Genomic DNA, 15145 nt, shown 5'->3' with positions numbered 1-15145 from the left:
TCGAACAACGCTACCGCGGTCTCGCGCTGTTCATCAGATAACGAACTACTCTCCTGCATAAAACTGCTCCCCGATAGAAGGACCGATTTCTCAGTCCAACTTTCGGGGAGCAGTTCACGAGGGGGCCGGGCTTTCCGCTGAGTGGTGTTACTTGGTGATCGGGCCGAGTACCGGATCGTCGGTGTAGGCCGTCTTCACGTTGGCCGCGGTGACGATGACCGGCTCCAGCAGGTAGGCCGGGACAACCTTGTTGCCGTTGTTGTAGGACTTGTCGTCGTTGACCTCGGGCTTCTTGCCGGCCTGCAGGTCCTTCACCATGGTGACGGCGTGCTCAACGAGCTTGCGGGTGTCCTTGTTGATGGTGGAGTACTGCTCGCCTGCCATGATCGACTTAACCGACTCAACCTCGGAGTCCTGCCCGGTCACGACGGGGACCGGCTTGCCGGCGGCCTTGACGGAGGTCAGGACTGCACGGGCCAGGGTGTCGTTGGGGGAGAGGACGCCGTCCAGGTTGGCGCTGGTGTAGCTGCCGGTGAGCAGGGTGTCGGCGCGGCGCTGGGCGTTCTCGGCCTTCCAGCCCTGGGTCACGGCCTGCTCGAAGGAGGTCTGGCCCGAGACCACCTTGAGGGTGCCGTCGTCGATCTTCGGCTTCAGGACGCTCATGGCGCCGTCGAAGAAGACCTTGGCGTTGGCATCATCGGGGGAGCCGGCAAACAGCTCGATGTTGTAGGGGCCCGTGGGCTTCTTGGCCTTGAGCCCGTCCAGCAGCGCCTGGCCCTGGAGCACGCCGACCTTGAAGTTGTCGTAGGCCACGTAGTAGTCCACGTTGTCGGTGTTCAGGAGGAGGCGGTCGTACGCAATGACGGTGGCGCCGGCGTCCTTGGCCTGCTTGAGCTGGGTACCCAGCTGCGAGCCGTCGATGGCACCGACGATGATGACCTTGGCACCCTTGGTGACCATGGCGCTGATCTGGTTCTGCTGCTCGGAGACGCCGCCGTTGGCGAACTGGACGTCAGCTTTGAACCCTGCACCGTTGAGGCCGTCGTTGAAGAGCTTCTCGGCGAGGACCCAGTTTTCGCTGGTCTTCTGCGGAAGCGCGACGCCGATGGAGGAGTTCTGCTCGAATCCTCCAGCGCCTCCGCTGGCTCCGCCCGAGGGGGTTTCCGAGCGGCCGCAGCCCGTCAGCGCCAGTGCTGCGATGGCAGCAACCGCTGCGGCCTTTCCTGCTTTACCAAACATTCGCATTGTTGGTTCTCTTTCTTTGTGTGATGGAACAGTATTCAGGCTGCAAACATCAGGCTTCCCTGGCGATCGCTTCCTTGGTGGAGGTTGTTTCGTCGGGCTGCATGGGGCCGCTGGGACCGGAGGACGGGCGCCCCATATTCCTGGTCAGCATGCCGATGATGGAGCGCTTGCCCTGGCTCTTGTTGTAAACGTCGAAGGCGACGGCGATCAGCAGGACCAGGCCCTTGATGATCTGGGTGAGGTCGGCGCCGACGCCGAGGAGCTGGAGGCCGTTGTTGAGCACTGCCATGACCAGGCCACCGATGATGGAGCCGACCACGGTGCCCACACCGCCGGTGACGGCCGCGCCGCCGATGAAGACTGCGGCGATGGCGTCCAGTTCCCAGCCCACGCCGTCGAACGGGCCGGACGCTGTGGAGCGGCCCACGAAGATCATGCCCGCCAGGCCGGCCAGGATGGACATGTTCATCATGACCAGGAAGTTGACCTTCTTGGACTGGACGCCGGAGAGCTCGGCTGCGTGGCGGTTGCCGCCGACTGCGTACACATGGCGGCCCAGGATGGTGCGGGAGGAAATGAACCCGTAGATCAGCACCAGGACGGCCAGGATCAGGCCGGGGATGGGGAAGGAGGTGCCGGGGCGGCCGGTGGCGAAGAGATACGTGGCGTAGAGGATCGCTGCGCAGATCAGGACCAGCTTTACAACTGTGACCCACATTTCCGGGACTTCGGCGCCCAGCGCCTTGGCCCTGGCCCGGGAGCGCAGTTCGCCCACCACCACGAACGCTGCGACGGCGATGCCCAGCAGCAGGGTCAGGTTGTTGTAACCGATGTTCGGGCCGACCTCGGGCAGGTAGCCGGAGCCGAGGTACTGGAAATCGTTCGGAACCGGGATGGTGTTGGACTTGCCCACGAACTGGTTGAAGCCGCGGAACAGCAGCATGCCGGCCAGGGTCACGATGAAGGCGGGAATTCCCACATACGCTGTCCACCAGCCCTGCCAGGCTCCGATCACGGCGCCGAGCACCAGCCCCAGCAGGACGCCTGCCCACCAGGGGATGCCCCAGTCGCGGATGGCCAGGGCCACGGTGACGCCCACGAACGCTGCGACCGAACCCACGGAAAGGTCGATGTGGCCGGCGATGATCACCAGGACCATGCCGATGGCCAGGATCAGGATGTAGGAGTTGCCGTTGAAGAGGTTGATGACGTTGCCGGGGGTCAGGGTCCGGCCGTCGGTGGCGAACTGGAAGAAGATGATCAGGGCCACGAGGGCGAAGATCATGCCGAATTGGCGGGTGTTGCCGCCAAACAGCTTTTTGAGGGCGTTCATGGTGTCAGTCCTTGTGTCCGGAAGGTTCTGGGTGGTCCAGGGGTCAGGCGGCTTTTCGGGTGGCGGAGGTCATCAGCTTCATCAGGCTTTCCTGGCTGGCCTCGTCTTTGTTCAGGACACCGGTGATGGCGCCTTCAAAGATGGTGTAGATGCGGTCGGACAGTCCCAGGAGTTCGGGCAGTTCGGAGGAGATGACGATCACGCCCTTGCCCTGGTTGGCCAGCTGCTGGATGATGCCGTAGATCTCGTACTTGGCTCCAACGTCAATGCCGCGCGTGGGTTCGTCCAGGATCAGCAGGTCCGGGTCGGTGAACATCCACTTCGCGAGGACTACCTTCTGCTGGTTGCCGCCCGAGAGCTTGGCGACGCCTTCCTCCACGGACGGGGTCTTGGTGCGCAGCGATTTGCGGTACTGCTCCGCCACCGTGAACTCCTGGTTGGGATCCACCACCGAGTTGTGGCTGATCTTTTTCAGGGCAGCTGAAACGGTGGTGGTCTTGATGTCGTCCAGCAGGTTCAGGCCCAGGGATTTGCGGTCCTCGGTGACGTACCCCAGGCCGGCGTCGATGGCCTGGCGGACGTTCTTCAGGACCACTTCCTTGCCGTCCTTGTAGATGTGGCCGTCGATGAAGCGTCCGTAGGAGCGGCCGAAGACGGAGCGTGCCAGTTCCGTGCGCCCGGCGCCCATGAGTCCGGCGAAGCCAACGATCTCGCCGCGGCGGACGTAGAAGCTGGAGTTCTTGCAGACCAGCCGGTCCTGGACGTTGGGGTGGCCGACCGTCCAGTTCTTGACTTCGAAGAACACCTCGCCGATCTTGGGGGTGTGGTCCGGGAACCGGGACTCGAGGGTGCGCCCCACCATGCCCTTGATGATCCTGTCCTCGTCCACGCCGTCCTTCTTGACGTCCAGCGTCTCGATGGACTTGCCGTCGCGGATGATGGTGATGGAGTCGGCGATCTGCTCGATCTCGTTGAGCTTGTGCGAAATGATGATCGAGGTGATGCCCTTGGCCTTCAGGCCCAGCATCAGGTCCAGCAGGTGCTGGGAATCCGATTCGTTCAGGGCCGCCGTGGGCTCGTCCAGGATGAGGATCTTCACCGACTTGTTCAGTGCCTTGGCGATTTCCACCAGCTGCTGCTTGCCGACGCCGATTTCCTTGATGGGGGTGTCCGGGTCGTCCCGCAGGCCAACGCGTGCCAGCAGGTCCAGGGACCGCAGGCGGGCTTCGGACCAGTCGATGATGCCGCGCTTGGTGGGTTCGTTGCCCAGGAAGATGTTTTCCATGATGGACAGTTCGGGAATCAATGCCAGTTCCTGGTGGATGATCACGATGCCTGTGTGCTCGCTGGCCCGAATGTCCCGGAACTGCTGGACCTGCCCCTGGTAGACGATGTCGCCGTCGTAGCTGCCGTAGGGGTACACCCCGGAGAGAACCTTCATGAGGGTGGACTTGCCGGCGCCGTTCTCGCCGCAGATGGCGTGGATCTCGCCGGCCTTCACCCGCAGGTTGACGTTCGACAAGGCCTTAACGCCCGGGAACTCCTTGGTGATGGAGCGCATCTCAAGGATGATCGGCTCCGCTTGCGTGGTCTGGGACGTCATGAACCCTAACCCTCCAATGCAATGACTTCTTTGTCCGGCCGGCAAAGCGCAGGGCCGTCTGAACCAAAAGTAAACTGGATCACAGCCATTGTCGTCAAGTCTTTAACGCAATTGCCGGATAACGAAATGGTCTAGGACTTGCGGATTCCGGCGTGCTGGAACACCAGAGCCGCCGCGCCGAGGGCCTCTGCCCGGTCCCCCAGGGAGGACATGGCGAGGGTGGTGGTTTCGCCAATGACCGGCACCGCATGCCGGATCAATCCGCGCCGGATCGGGTCCAGGAGGATGTCCCCCAAACCCGCAAGCGGCCCCCCAACCACGATCACCTCGGGGTTGATCAGGTTGGCCACATTGCCCAGGGCACGTCCCACCGCCAGGCCGGCATCGTCCACCACGCGCAGCGTCGCGGGGTCCCGGTTCAGGGCTTTCCTGACGATGTCCGCCGGCGTCAGCGGCGGGTCTTCGCCGCGGCTGAGCAGCTCGATCATGGTGGTGGTGGAGGCGATGGTTTCCAGGCAGCCGCGGTTCCCGCAGCGGCACACAAGCCCCTGTTCGTGGATCGTGGCGTGGCCAATTTCGCCGGTGATTCCCACGTTGCCGTAGTAGGGTGCGCCGTTGAGGATCAGGCCCGCGCCGATGCCCGAACCGATCTTCAGGAACAGCAGGTTGCTGACCCCTGTGTGCTGTCCCCAGGTAACCTCCGACCAGGCGCCAAGGTTGGCGTCGTTGTCAACAAAGACGGGGATTCTCAAGGTTTCCTCAAGATGTTGCAGGATGTTGATGCCCACCCATTCGGGGAGGATCGCGCCCTGTGCCACGGTCCCGGTGCGCCGGTCGATGGGGCCCGGAATTCCGACGCCGGCGCCCACCACCGCGCTGCGTTCCACGCCGCTTTCGAGCAGCAGTTTGTCCAGCAGGGCCACCGCCGCCTGGATGCCTTCGTCCGCCTGGTGCCCGAGGGGCAGCATGACCGATTCCTCGGCGATGACGTGGTAACTCAGCGAGGCCAGGACCACGCGCAGATGCCGCCGTCCGAAGTCGATACCCACCGCCACGGCGCCGTTGGAGTTCAGCCGTACGTTCAGTGCGCGCCTGCCGGAACTGGTGATGGGTTCGGTGGACGCGAGGCCCGAGTCCAGCATGATCTTGACGATGTTCGAGACCGTCGCGGTGGAGAGTCCGGTCTGGCGCGCGAGTTCGGCCTGGGTGGACGGGCCGCCCATCAGGGTCTCTATGATCCGCTGCTGGTTCAGCTGCCGCAGGGCAGACTGAGAGCCGGGGTTTTTGGGTTTGCTCCTCGTTGAGCGCGGGGTTGCGGACATGCTAAGAACATTGCCCTATCGCTGCTCTTGGAGTCAAGAAGTTAACGCATACGCCCGTTTGGGGCCCTAATGCAAATCGTCAGGACAGCCATCTGGATGCCCTGGCCGGTGACCGGTGCATTACGTCCCGCGGCCGCTCCTGCCGGGTCCAAACGACCATCAGCTTGTCCGGGGCGGCTGGCTACGCTGGAAGACAGGAACCAACCGCGCTCCATTCCGGGCCGGTGACAGTCGAAGGGAAGGTGGCGATGATGCTGCTGTCCGTCCTCCAGGCAAATGCCGTGGTGCTGGACGTCGAGGCCAATCTTCGGACCATCGACGACGCCGCCGGGAGAGCCGCCCGGGCAGGCGCCGCGCTGCTGCTGACCCCGGAACTGTTTCCCGTGGGCTACGCACCCCTCAGGCTCCGCGATGAGCTGGACCCGGCACAACTTCCCGCTATCCGTGCCCGGCTCGCCGGGATCGCGCGGCGGAACGGGATTGCCCTTGTCTACAGCCTTCCTGCCGTGGCAGCGGGCGGGAACACCCCGGACAACGGCGCGTCCTGGCACATCAGCGCCACGCTCGTGGACGCCGAGGGCACTGAAGTCCTCAATTACGCCAAGGTGCATCTCTTTGGCGCGGAGGAACACCGGGCCTTTGCGGCGGCCGCTGCGCCTCCCGCCGTCGTGGACTTCAACGGCATCCGGACGTCGCTACTGATCTGCTACGACATCGAGTTCCCCGAGGCTGCCCGCGCGGCGGCCACCAGTGGCGCCGAACTGCTCCTGGTGCCCACGGCGCTCTCCGCCGGGTTCGAGGAGGTGCCGCAAATCCTGATCCGGGCGCGGGCGCTGGAAAGCCAACTTCACGTGGCCTACGCCAACCACTGCGGGCGCGAGGATACCTACACGTTCCTGGGGGGAAGCGTGGTGGCGGGGCCGGACGGTTCCCTTCTCGCTGAGGCGGGGGAGGCGCCGGACCTGCTGTTTGCCGAGGTGGACAAGGATTCCGTGCAGGCCGCACGGGACGAGGTGCCCTATCTTCGGGACCGCCGCCCCACGCTGTACCGGGAATGGGAGAACCAGGCCTGACGCGGCCGGCCACCTATGCCAAGGCGTCCACGTACTGCAGCGCGAACCACAGCTCTGCCCGAACCTGGGCCTGGTTGAGGTCCATCTCAAGGATCTCGGAGAGGACGCCTATCTGCCGCCGCACGCTGTTGCGGTGCAGTCCCAGCCGCTTGGCCGAGCCGTCCCAGCTGCCGTTTTCGCTGAGCCATCCGTGCAGCACGGTGAGAAGCGTTTCCCGCCGGTCCGGTTCCAGCTCCAGGACCGGCCGCAGGAGCCGCCCGGCAAGGATGGTTCCGGCTTCCCGGCCGAGCAGCCCGGCCACGGACCAGGACACCTCGTCCGCCCGGACGCTTTGGCCGCTCCTTTGGACCTGGCTGCGCAGTGAGCTCGCGCGCTGGTAGGCGGCCGGGAGGCCGGTGAGCTCCGCCGGTTCGCCCACCACCAGGCGCCAGCCGAGCTTTTCGACGTCGGCGAGCAGGGCATCGTCCACTTTGAGGCGGGTGACGGCGGCGAAACCGTAGTCCGTGATCTCCACCAGCTTCGTATCGAACATCCTGCGCCACTGCAGCAGTTCACGCACCGGGCTGTCCCCGGCCGGCCATTCCGGGGCTTCCACCTTGATGCCCTGCACCACGCGCACCGGCGCTGACCTTGTGGACGAGAGGCTTTGCGCCAGCAGGTCCTTCAGCCCGTTGATCTGCCTGGTCCCGCCGGTGGCAAGGCTTTCCGGATGCAGCAGCACGGCGGTTGCCAGCTGGCTGGGAGCCAGCGATCCGCTGGTCCGCTGCCGCACCAGCAGCTCCAGCAGTCCGACGGCGGTCTGGACCACGTTGTTCTGCGCCGGGGTGAGCGGTGCATCGGAACCGAGGATCAGGGCCCCCAGGTTGGCGTCCCTGGTGCTGCGCAGCGGGTGGCCAACAACGAGTGCTGAGCCGGGCTGGTCAAAGCCATCCATCTCCACGCGCGGGCCACTGCCGGAGAGCAGCCGCTGCAGCATGGGCTCCAGGAGGGACAGTTCGACGGCGGAGCTGCCGCCGGCTCCTGTGCCGCGTGCCCGCACCCGCCCGTCGGCGCCCACCAGCAGTGCCCACACGGGGACGCGCTGCACCAGTGCGGCCAGCAGTTCATGCTCCGGTTTCGGGGAGAGGACGGCCCGCATGAGCTGCCGGTTCGTTTCGGCCAGCTGCCGGAAGACCCGCGCGTTGTCGGTCTCCAGGAGCTGGGAGAACTGGAGGCCGATCGCGGCGAACGGCAACGACTCCGGCACTTCGAACAACGTGAGGTTGTGCCGGCGGCAGGCGGCCACCAGCGCGTCGGGTACAGCGTCGAAATAGGGCCTGATGCCGAACCCGAGCGCCGCCACCTCGGCCTCCACCAGCCGACGGACGTAGGCGTCGACGTTGGCAGGGGACCCGCCGTCGCCCAGGAAGGGCAGGCCTGCGGTGAGCAGGAACTCTCCCTCGGGGAGGTAGGGGGTGGGGTCCTCCAGTTCGCTGGGTTCGACCCAGCGCAGTAGGCGGCCGCCGCTGCCGCCGTCGTGAAGTGTCTTCAACAACGGCGGCAGCTGCTCAAGGAACTGCTGGAGCGTGACGAAACTCAGCCGTCCGGCGTCGGCGGGCTCAGGCATTGGCGGGCCCGGCCGCGGCCGGCTCCTGGTAGTCCGGGCATTCACGGGCGGCGCTGTGGCCCGCACTGCCTGTGTAGGAGCGCGGCAGGCGCGGGGCGATCCTGTTGATGATCTCGTCCCCATGGCTGCCGATCGCGGCACCCCAGTCATCGGCGCTGGCCGCACCGGCGGCCGGGTCCCCGAACAGCACTGCCGTATCGCCAACGGTTATGCCCAGGGGATCCGGTCCGAGATCCACCATGAACTGGTCCATGCAGACCTTGCCGATGACGGGTACCCGCCGGCCCCCAACCGTCACCAGCGGGCGGCCGCTGATGCCCTTGGGGACGCCGTCCGCGTAGCCCAGCGGGATGAGTCCCAGGTAGCGCGGTTCATGGGTGATGGCCTGGTGCTCGTAGCTGATGCCGGTGCCGGCGGGAACCTTCTTGACCATGACCAGGGGGGCCGCGACGCTGAGCGCCGGACGCAGGCCAAAGTCGGCCGGATGCAGGTGGTCGGCGGGTGCCAGCCCGTAGATGGCCAGGCCGGCGCGCACCATGTCGAAGTGGTGTTCCGGGCGGTCGAGGATGTTGGCGGAGCTGGACACGTGCCGGAGTTCAGGCGTGAGCCCGGCCGCTTCCGCTTCCCCCACCGCGTGTTCGTAGCCGGCCACGGCGGCGGCGTTCGCTGGATGGGCAGGGACATCCGCCCAGGCAAGGTGCGTCCAAATGCCGCGGACACGAAGCGTCCCGTCCAGTTCCGCCTCCCGGGCCCGGGCAACAAACCCCGCCCAGTCTTCCTTTCGCGCCCCGCCGCGGCTTAGGCCGCTGTCCAGTTCGAGGTGCACGACGGCGGGACGCCCCAGCTGCCTGGCGGCACCTGCCAGCACCTCCAGCTGGGGGACGCTGCCGATCGAGACGTCGACGTTGTTCCTGACTGCCTCCACGATGTCCGCGCTGCTCTGGGACGCCAGGTACAGCCAGGACAGAATGGGGGCGGTGATGCCTGCTCTCCGCAGTTCGATGGCCTCCCGGAGCTGCGCCGTCCCCAGCCAGTCCGCGCCGGATCCAACCGCGGTGCGGGCCACCTCCACGAGCCCGTGCCCGTAGGCATTGCCCTTCACCACGGCCATGAAAAAACGCGCCTTGCTGAGTGATTTCAGTGCCCTGATGTTGTCTGAAATGGCGGAAAGATCGACGTTGACCTGTCCCGAAACCGCGGCGGCAGTGCCGGCGCCTGATTGTGCAATAAGTCTCATGGGTGATCACTATAGGGCAAACTGCACCGGGTTGAGAGCTGACTCACATGCCAGCCTAGAGGAGGGGAAACCGAAACTACTCTGAAGGGACGTCAACGGTGACCGTGCCTGTGACCACTCAAAAATCCATTGCCCCGGCCGCGCCCCGGCCGCGCCTGGCTGACCAGCTCCTGCGCCGCAAACCCATCGGCCAGATGGTCCGGGAAGCTGACGGCAGCGACGGCGGTACGCCGCTGGTGCGCAGCTTCGGCGTCCTGCAGCTGACCATGATCAGCGTCGGTGCCACCCTCGGCACCGGCATTCTGGTGATCCTCGGAGAATCGGTTCCGCTGGCCGGCCCCGCCATCTGGATCTCCTTCGTGATCGCCGGCCTTGCCGCCCTGCTGTCCGCGGTGTCCTACGCCGAGATGGCCGGCCTGGTGCCGGTGGCGGGATCCAGCTACTCGTATTCCTACGCCACCATGGGAGAGGGGATGGCCTGGATCTGCGGCTGGTGCCTGGTGCTGGAATACGCGGTATCGGTGGCCGCCGTCGCGGTAGGGGCGGGCCAATATGTGAACGAGGCACTCGCGGCCTTTGGCCAGGTGCTGCCGGACGCACTGTCCCAGCCTCCCGGTGACGGCGGCCTGGTGAACATCCCCGCCGTTGCCATCGTGGTGCTGGCCATGGTCCTGCTGATGCGGGGCGCCCGCGAAAGCGCCTGGATCAACACCGCCATCGTCGTTATCAAGGTGGGCATCCTGCTGTTCTTCTGCGCTGTTGCCTTCACCGCGTTCAACGCCGGCAACTTCGAACCGCTCCTCCCCATGGGCGCCGCGGGTGTCTCCGCTGCCGCCTCCCGCGTCTTCTTTTCGTACATCGGCTTCGATGCCGCCTCCACCGCGGGTGAGGAAGCGAAGAATCCCAAGCGGGACCTTCCCCGCGCCATCCTCCTGTCCATGGTGATCGTCACCAGCATCTATGTCCTGGTGGCAGTCGCCGCCATCGGGGCCCGGCCGTGGGGCTGGTTCGACGGAACGGAAGCCGCCCTCGTCCAGATCCTGGAGGAGCTCACCGGCCAGCCGTGGATTGCCCTCGTCTTCTCCGCCGGAGCCGTGCTGGCGATCGCCAGCATTGTGCTGACCGTCCTGTACGGCCAGACCCGCATCCTCCTGTCGATGTCCCGCGACGGCCTCGTGCCGAAGGTTTTCGGCCGCGTTTCCCCGCGGACCGGCACCCCGGCCGCCGGCACGCTCATTGTGGGCACCGCCGTCGCGCTGACCGCCGGCCTGGTCCCGCTCGGTGCGCTCGCCGATGCCACCAGCATCGGCACCCTCTTCGCCTTTGCCCTGGTCAACGTTGCCGTCATCTACCTGCGCCGCAACCAGCCGGACCTGGTGCGGAGCTTCCGGGTCCCGCTGTACCCGTTCACGCCGGTCCTCGGCACCCTCATGTGCGCCTACCTGATGGCGAACCTGGGAGCGGACACCTGGATCGTCTTCGCCGCCTGGATGCTGGTGGGCACCGCCATCTACTTCGGCTATGGACGCCGGAACTCCAAGGTAGCGGCTCTCAGCGAGCTGGACTACCGTGAACTGACCGCCATGGCCCCGCGCCAGGAACCTGTGAAAGCAGAACAATCATGACCATCGCCACCGAACTGCCGGCCTTCGACCCTTCCAGCACCTCCACGCAGCCGGCGGAAGCGCCGCGCCGCGAGGACCAGGCAGCTCCCATCACCATGCTGAATCCGGACTTCCCATTCAGCTACGACCATTACCTGGCCCACCCCGGCGGCCTGGGCTCGGTGCCGCCGGAGCTGTATGGCACCGAAGTCGCCGTCATCGGCGCCGGACTCTCCGGCCTGGTCACCGCCTATGAACTGATGAAACTGGGACTGCGGCCCGTGGTGTACGAGGCGGACCAGATCGGCGGACGGCTCCGTACGGCCGCATTCCCGGCCGCGCCAGGCGTCGTGGCGGACCTGGGCGGCATGCGGTTCCCGGTCTCGGGCAAGGCGTTCTACCACTACGTGGACCTGCTCGGGCTGGAAACGTCCGACTTCCCCAACCCCCTCGCCGAAGCCACCTCCAGTACCGTGATCGAACTGGCAGGCAAGAAGCACTACGCCGAAAAGTCCAGCGACCTGCCCCCGTTCTTCCGCGAAGTGGCCGACGCGTGGAAAGCGGCCGTCAATGACGGCGCCAAATTCGCGGAGATGCAGGATGCCATCCGTTCCCGGGACACCGTGCGGATCAAGGAACTGTGGAACGCACTGCTCCCGCTGATGGACGAGCAGACCTTTTACGGCTTCATCGCCGCCAGCGACTCCTTTAGGAAGGCGGGGTTCGCGCACCGGGAGGCCTTTGGCCAGGTGGGCTTCGGGACCGGCGGCTGGGACACCGACTTCCCCAACTCCATCCTGGAAATCCTCCGCGTGGTCTACACCGACGCCGACGACCAGCACCGCTTCATCCGCGGGGGAGCTCAGCGGCTGCCCGAGGCACTGTGGCAGCACGCGCCGTCGGACCTGGTGCATTGGCCCGCCGGCACCTCCCTTGCCTCGCTCCACTCCGGCTCGCCGCGCGGCGCCGTCGGAAAGATCAGCCGGGACCCGGACGGGAACCTGCGGGTCCGCGAACGCTGGGGCCGCGAAGCCAGCTACCCGGCCGTGGTGACCACCTGCCAGTCCTGGCTGTTGTCCACCCGCATTCATACGGAGGAGGCGCTGTTCCCGGCCGAGCTGTGGACCGCCATGGAGCGCTCGCACTACATGCAGTCCTCCAAGACCTTCGTCATGGTGGACCGGCCGTTCTGGAAGGACATCGATCCGGAGACGGGCAACGAAGTCCTGTCCATGACCCTGACGGACCGGCTGAACCGCGCCACCTACCTGCTGGACAACGGCCCGGACCAGCCCGCCGTCATCCTGCTCTCCTACACCTGGAATGACGATGCGCTGAAGTGGCTGGCGCTGGACGCCGACGAAAGGGTGGAACTGATGTTGCACTCGCTGGAGCAGATCTACCCGGGTGTGGACATCGCCGGCCACATCGTGGGCCAGCCCATCACCGTGTCCTGGGAGGCCGACCCCAACTTCATGGGCGCCTTCAAGGCCAACCTGCCCGGCCACTACCGCTACCAGCAGCGGCTGTTCACGCATTTCAAGCAGGACAAGCTGCCGGAATCCCAGCGCGGCATCTTCCTGGCCGGCGACGACGTGTCCTTCACCGCGGGCTGGGCGGAAGGCGCCGTCACCACCGGACTGAACGCCGTGTGGGGCGTGGTGAACCACCTGGGCGGCTCATCCGCACCCGGCAACCCCGGCCCGGGCGAGCTGCTGGACGAGATCGGCCCGATCAGCCTGGACTAACTAGGTCCGGGCAACGCTAGCCGTGGAGCTCGCGGTGTTCCGCCGCGAGCTCCACGTAGCGTGTTGCATTGGCGCGCACGCCGTCGAACTCCTCATCGGTCAGTTCGCGGCGCACCTTGGCGGGCACCCCCGCCACCAGTGAGCGGGGCGGAACCACCGTTCCCTCGAGCACGACGGCGCCGGCCGCTACCAGCGAGCCGGCGCCGATCACTGCGCCGTTGAGGACCGTGGCGCCCATGCCGATCAGGCAGTCGTCTTCAACCGTGCAGCCGTGCACGACGGCGGCGTGCCCCACGCTGACCCGCTCGCCCACCGTGCAGGGGAAGCCGGGATCGGCGTGCAGCACCACGTTGTCCTGCAGGTTGCTGCCTGCGCCCACGGTGATGGCGGCGGTGTCCGCCCGGACCGAGACGCCATAGAAGGCGCTGGAATTCTCGGCCAGGGTGGCGTTGCCGATGATCGACGCCGACGGGGCTATGAACGCTGATTCATGGACGGCCGGGGAGGTGCCGCCGAAAGGGTACAGAGGAGCCATAGGTTCACCCTAAGCCACCCCTGCCCGGCGCGGCCTGCGTGTCCGATATGACTGCCGGGGTGCGGAGGACCAGGAACTGGTAGTGCTGGCTCCAGGCGCCCCGGCCGGGGCCGGATTCGTCGCCGCTGCCTTCCGGCCAGGTGCGGAAATGCTCCACCTCGCCGTGTGCACCGAAGACCGACCGGACCGTGGCGTCGCTCCGCCGGCTGAAGAACCGCCGGGGTTCTTCGTCGTCTTCCGGGTTCAGTACCTCCTCATCCTCGCCGGACCACAGGCCGACGGCGATGGGCGCCCCGGGTGCGCAGACCCGTACCAGCTCGCTGACCACGCGGTGGATGCTGCTGTTGGGCACGTGCAGGAGGGTGCTCATGGTCCACGCCGCGGAAAACGACGCTTCCGGAAAGGGCAGGTTCCGCCCGCTGGCAACGCTGGCATCCAGTCCCTTGGCCCGCGCCCGGCGGACGCTTTCCCCTGACAGGTCCACGCCGCAGTAGTGCAGCCCGGCGCGGACGAACCCGAGGCCCTCGTCGCCGGTGCCGCAGCCCAGTTCGAACACCGAGTGGCGGTGTTCGTCCTTGAGCAGCCGGATAAACCATTCGAGGCATTCGACGCGGTGGCGCGTGTGGGACCGGATGTTCGGTGCCGCGGCCTGCCGGTCATAGAAGACCGCCAGGTCCGCTTCATGGTCCCCGGAGTCCGGAATGCCCTGCATGGCACCAGCGTAGGACTGGGCCGAACCAGCCCCAAGGGCAGGAGGTCCCTTAGTTGAAGACCACAGTCCGGTTGCCGTCCAGCAGCACCCGGTGCTCGGCGTGCCACTGGACAGCCTGGACCAGGGTGCGGCCCTCAACGTCGCGGCCCATCTGCACGAACTGTTCCGGCGTGCGGGCGTGGTCCACCCGGATGACTTCCTGCTCGATGATCGGGCCCTCATCCAGCGCTGCCGTCACGTAGTGCGCCGTGGCGCCGATCAGTTTCACGCCGCGGGCGTGGGCCTGGTGGTAGGGTTTGGCACCCTTGAAGGACGGCAGGAACGAGTGGTGGATGTTGATGGCCTTGCCGGTCAGTTCGGTGCAGAGCTCATCGGAGAGGATCTGCATGTACCGGGCCAGCACGGTCAGCTCGATGCCGTGCTCAGCGATCAGGGCGCGGAGCTTGTCCTCCGCCTGCACCTTGGTGTCCTTGGTCACCGGGATGTAGTGGAACGGGATGCCGTAGAACTCCGCAAGCCCGGCCAGGTCCTGGTGGTTGGACACGATCGCCGGGATCTCAATGGGAAGGGTCCCTGAGCGCTGCTGGAAGAGCAGGTCGTTGAGGCAGTGGGCGGAGGTGCTGGCCATCACCAGGGTGCGCACTTTCTCCCCGACGGTATTAAGGCTCCACTGCATGGAGAACGCCTCCGCGACGGGCTCCAGCGCTGCCCGGAGTTCGGACTTGGGCGCGGCGGTGGTGACCTCGACGCGCATGAAGAAGTTCCCGGTGGCCGGGCTGCCGTACTGCTGCGAATCCGTAATGTTGCACCCCGCCACCAGCAGCGCTCCGGCCACTGCATGGACGATTCCGGGACGGTCCGGGCAGGACAGGGTTACGACGTACGCTTGATTCAGCTGCTCTTCATTCACGCGTAATAGCCTACCCGCGTGGCGGGCGGTGGTTTTGGTAGGCTGGAATGGTCGCAACTGGCGTTGGGTGGCTAACCACCAGGGAGCGGCAATCACGAAGACCACGGATCGTACGCCTGGGCCGAGGGTCATGTCTTGCCGGATTTGGGGCTGCACCTGCGCCAGCACCGCAGCACCATCCCGTGCGTTTCCATGCCGTGTCATCGACGCGGTGCGG

Annotated in this window: 12 protein-coding genes; 3 read left to right on the top strand and 9 right to left on the bottom strand. The window is 66.2% G+C overall.

Translation table 11 applies throughout. The features are described 5' to 3' along the window. Positions 1–147 precede the first annotated feature (147 nt). The 4 genes from K4G53_RS03225 to K4G53_RS03210 all read right to left on the bottom strand — a co-directional run bounded on the left by K4G53_RS03225 (position 148) and on the right by K4G53_RS03210 (position 5503). Positions 148–1245: a sugar-binding protein gene (locus tag K4G53_RS03225; protein WP_221384046.1), complete on the bottom strand. Its 1098-nt coding sequence runs from the start codon at positions 1243–1245 to the stop codon at positions 148–150. A 49-nt stretch (positions 1246–1294) separates the two neighbouring features. Continuing rightward, positions 1295–2578: a multiple monosaccharide ABC transporter permease gene (gene mmsB, locus K4G53_RS03220; protein WP_221384045.1), complete on the bottom strand. Its 1284-nt coding sequence runs from the start codon at positions 2576–2578 to the stop codon at positions 1295–1297. 43 nt (positions 2579–2621) lie between these two features. Further along, on the bottom strand, positions 2622–4181 hold the full coding sequence (gene mmsA, locus K4G53_RS03215) for a multiple monosaccharide ABC transporter ATP-binding protein (RefSeq protein ID WP_221384044.1): 1560 nt from the start codon (positions 4179–4181) through the stop codon (positions 2622–2624). Between the two features lie 131 nt (positions 4182–4312). Beyond that, the gene (locus tag K4G53_RS03210; protein ID WP_221384043.1) at positions 4313–5503 is read right to left on the bottom strand and encodes an ROK family transcriptional regulator; all 1191 of its coding nucleotides are present in this window, start codon (positions 5501–5503) and stop codon (positions 4313–4315) included. A gap of 248 nt (positions 5504–5751) precedes the next feature. On the opposite strand from K4G53_RS03210, the gene K4G53_RS03205 reads away from it, so the two are divergent. Then, positions 5752–6576 carry a nitrilase-related carbon-nitrogen hydrolase gene (locus K4G53_RS03205; RefSeq protein ID WP_221384072.1) on the top strand — a complete coding sequence of 275 codons (825 nt, stop codon included), beginning with the start codon at positions 5752–5754 and terminating at the stop codon, positions 6574–6576. A 13-nt stretch (positions 6577–6589) separates the two neighbouring features. Here the strand turns inward: K4G53_RS03205 and K4G53_RS03200 are convergent, their stop codons facing one another. Beyond that, a complete protein-coding gene (locus K4G53_RS03200; RefSeq protein ID WP_221384042.1) occupies positions 6590–8182 on the bottom strand; it encodes a PucR family transcriptional regulator in 1593 nt (530 codons plus the stop codon). Further along, a complete protein-coding gene (gene alr, locus K4G53_RS03195) occupies positions 8175–9419 on the bottom strand; it encodes an alanine racemase (RefSeq protein ID WP_221384041.1) in 1245 nt (414 codons plus the stop codon). The genes K4G53_RS03200 and alr overlap by 8 nt, the downstream gene beginning before the upstream one ends. Positions 9420–9517: 98 nt before the next feature. Between alr and K4G53_RS03190 the strand changes: the two genes are divergently transcribed. Both K4G53_RS03190 and K4G53_RS03185 read left to right on the top strand, forming a co-directional pair. Further along, positions 9518–11044 (top strand): amino acid permease, encoded by a 1527-nt coding sequence (locus K4G53_RS03190; protein ID WP_374226138.1) that lies wholly within the window; start codon positions 9518–9520, stop codon positions 11042–11044. After that, a complete protein-coding gene (locus K4G53_RS03185; RefSeq protein WP_221384039.1) occupies positions 11041–12771 on the top strand; it encodes an NAD(P)/FAD-dependent oxidoreductase in 1731 nt (576 codons plus the stop codon). The genes K4G53_RS03190 and K4G53_RS03185 overlap by 4 nt, the downstream gene beginning before the upstream one ends. A gap of 16 nt (positions 12772–12787) precedes the next feature. Here K4G53_RS03185 and K4G53_RS03180 read toward each other — a convergent pair whose 3' ends face one another. The 3 genes from K4G53_RS03180 to purU are packed head-to-tail and all read right to left on the bottom strand — an operon-like array spanning position 12788 to position 14928. Beyond that, positions 12788–13306, bottom strand: a complete 519-nt coding sequence (locus tag K4G53_RS03180; protein ID WP_221384038.1) for a gamma carbonic anhydrase family protein — start codon at positions 13304–13306, stop codon at positions 12788–12790. A 4-nt stretch (positions 13307–13310) separates the two neighbouring features. After that, entirely contained in the window at positions 13311–14018 is a 708-nt protein-coding gene (locus K4G53_RS03175) for a class I SAM-dependent methyltransferase (RefSeq protein ID WP_221384037.1), read from the bottom strand. Between the two features lie 49 nt (positions 14019–14067). Further along, entirely contained in the window at positions 14068–14928 is an 861-nt protein-coding gene (gene purU, locus K4G53_RS03170; protein WP_221384036.1) for a formyltetrahydrofolate deformylase, read from the bottom strand. Positions 14929–15145 lie beyond the last annotated feature (217 nt).

It is taken from the genome of Arthrobacter sp. MAHUQ-56 (assembly GCF_019710585.1).
Lineage (GTDB): Bacteria > Actinomycetota > Actinomycetes > Actinomycetales > Micrococcaceae > Arthrobacter.
This window is presented reverse-complemented; position numbering and strand designations above follow the sequence as displayed.

What these genes read in the sequence shown, in the direction of transcription:
- mmsB (WP_221384045.1), bottom strand. Translation starts at nt 2,578, where the DNA reads ATGAACGCCCTCAAAAAGCTGTTTGGCGGCAACACCCGCCAATTCGGC.
- K4G53_RS03200 (WP_221384042.1), bottom strand. Translation starts at nt 8,182, where the DNA reads ATGCCTGAGCCCGCCGACGCCGGACGGCTGAGTTTCGTCACGCTCCAG.
- alr (WP_221384041.1), bottom strand. Translation starts at nt 9,419, where the DNA reads ATGAGACTTATTGCACAATCAGGCGCCGGCACTGCCGCCGCGGTTTCG.
- K4G53_RS03205 (WP_221384072.1), top strand. Translation starts at nt 5,752, where the DNA reads ATGATGCTGCTGTCCGTCCTCCAGGCAAATGCCGTGGTGCTGGACGTC.
- K4G53_RS03180 (WP_221384038.1), bottom strand. Translation starts at nt 13,306, where the DNA reads ATGGCTCCTCTGTACCCTTTCGGCGGCACCTCCCCGGCCGTCCATGAA.
- K4G53_RS03185 (WP_221384039.1), top strand. Translation starts at nt 11,041, where the DNA reads ATGACCATCGCCACCGAACTGCCGGCCTTCGACCCTTCCAGCACCTCC.
- K4G53_RS03175 (WP_221384037.1), bottom strand. Translation starts at nt 14,018, where the DNA reads ATGCAGGGCATTCCGGACTCCGGGGACCATGAAGCGGACCTGGCGGTC.
- mmsA (WP_221384044.1), bottom strand. Translation starts at nt 4,181, where the DNA reads ATGACGTCCCAGACCACGCAAGCGGAGCCGATCATCCTTGAGATGCGC.
- K4G53_RS03225 (WP_221384046.1), bottom strand. Translation starts at nt 1,245, where the DNA reads ATGCGAATGTTTGGTAAAGCAGGAAAGGCCGCAGCGGTTGCTGCCATC.
- K4G53_RS03210 (WP_221384043.1), bottom strand. Translation starts at nt 5,503, where the DNA reads ATGTCCGCAACCCCGCGCTCAACGAGGAGCAAACCCAAAAACCCCGGC.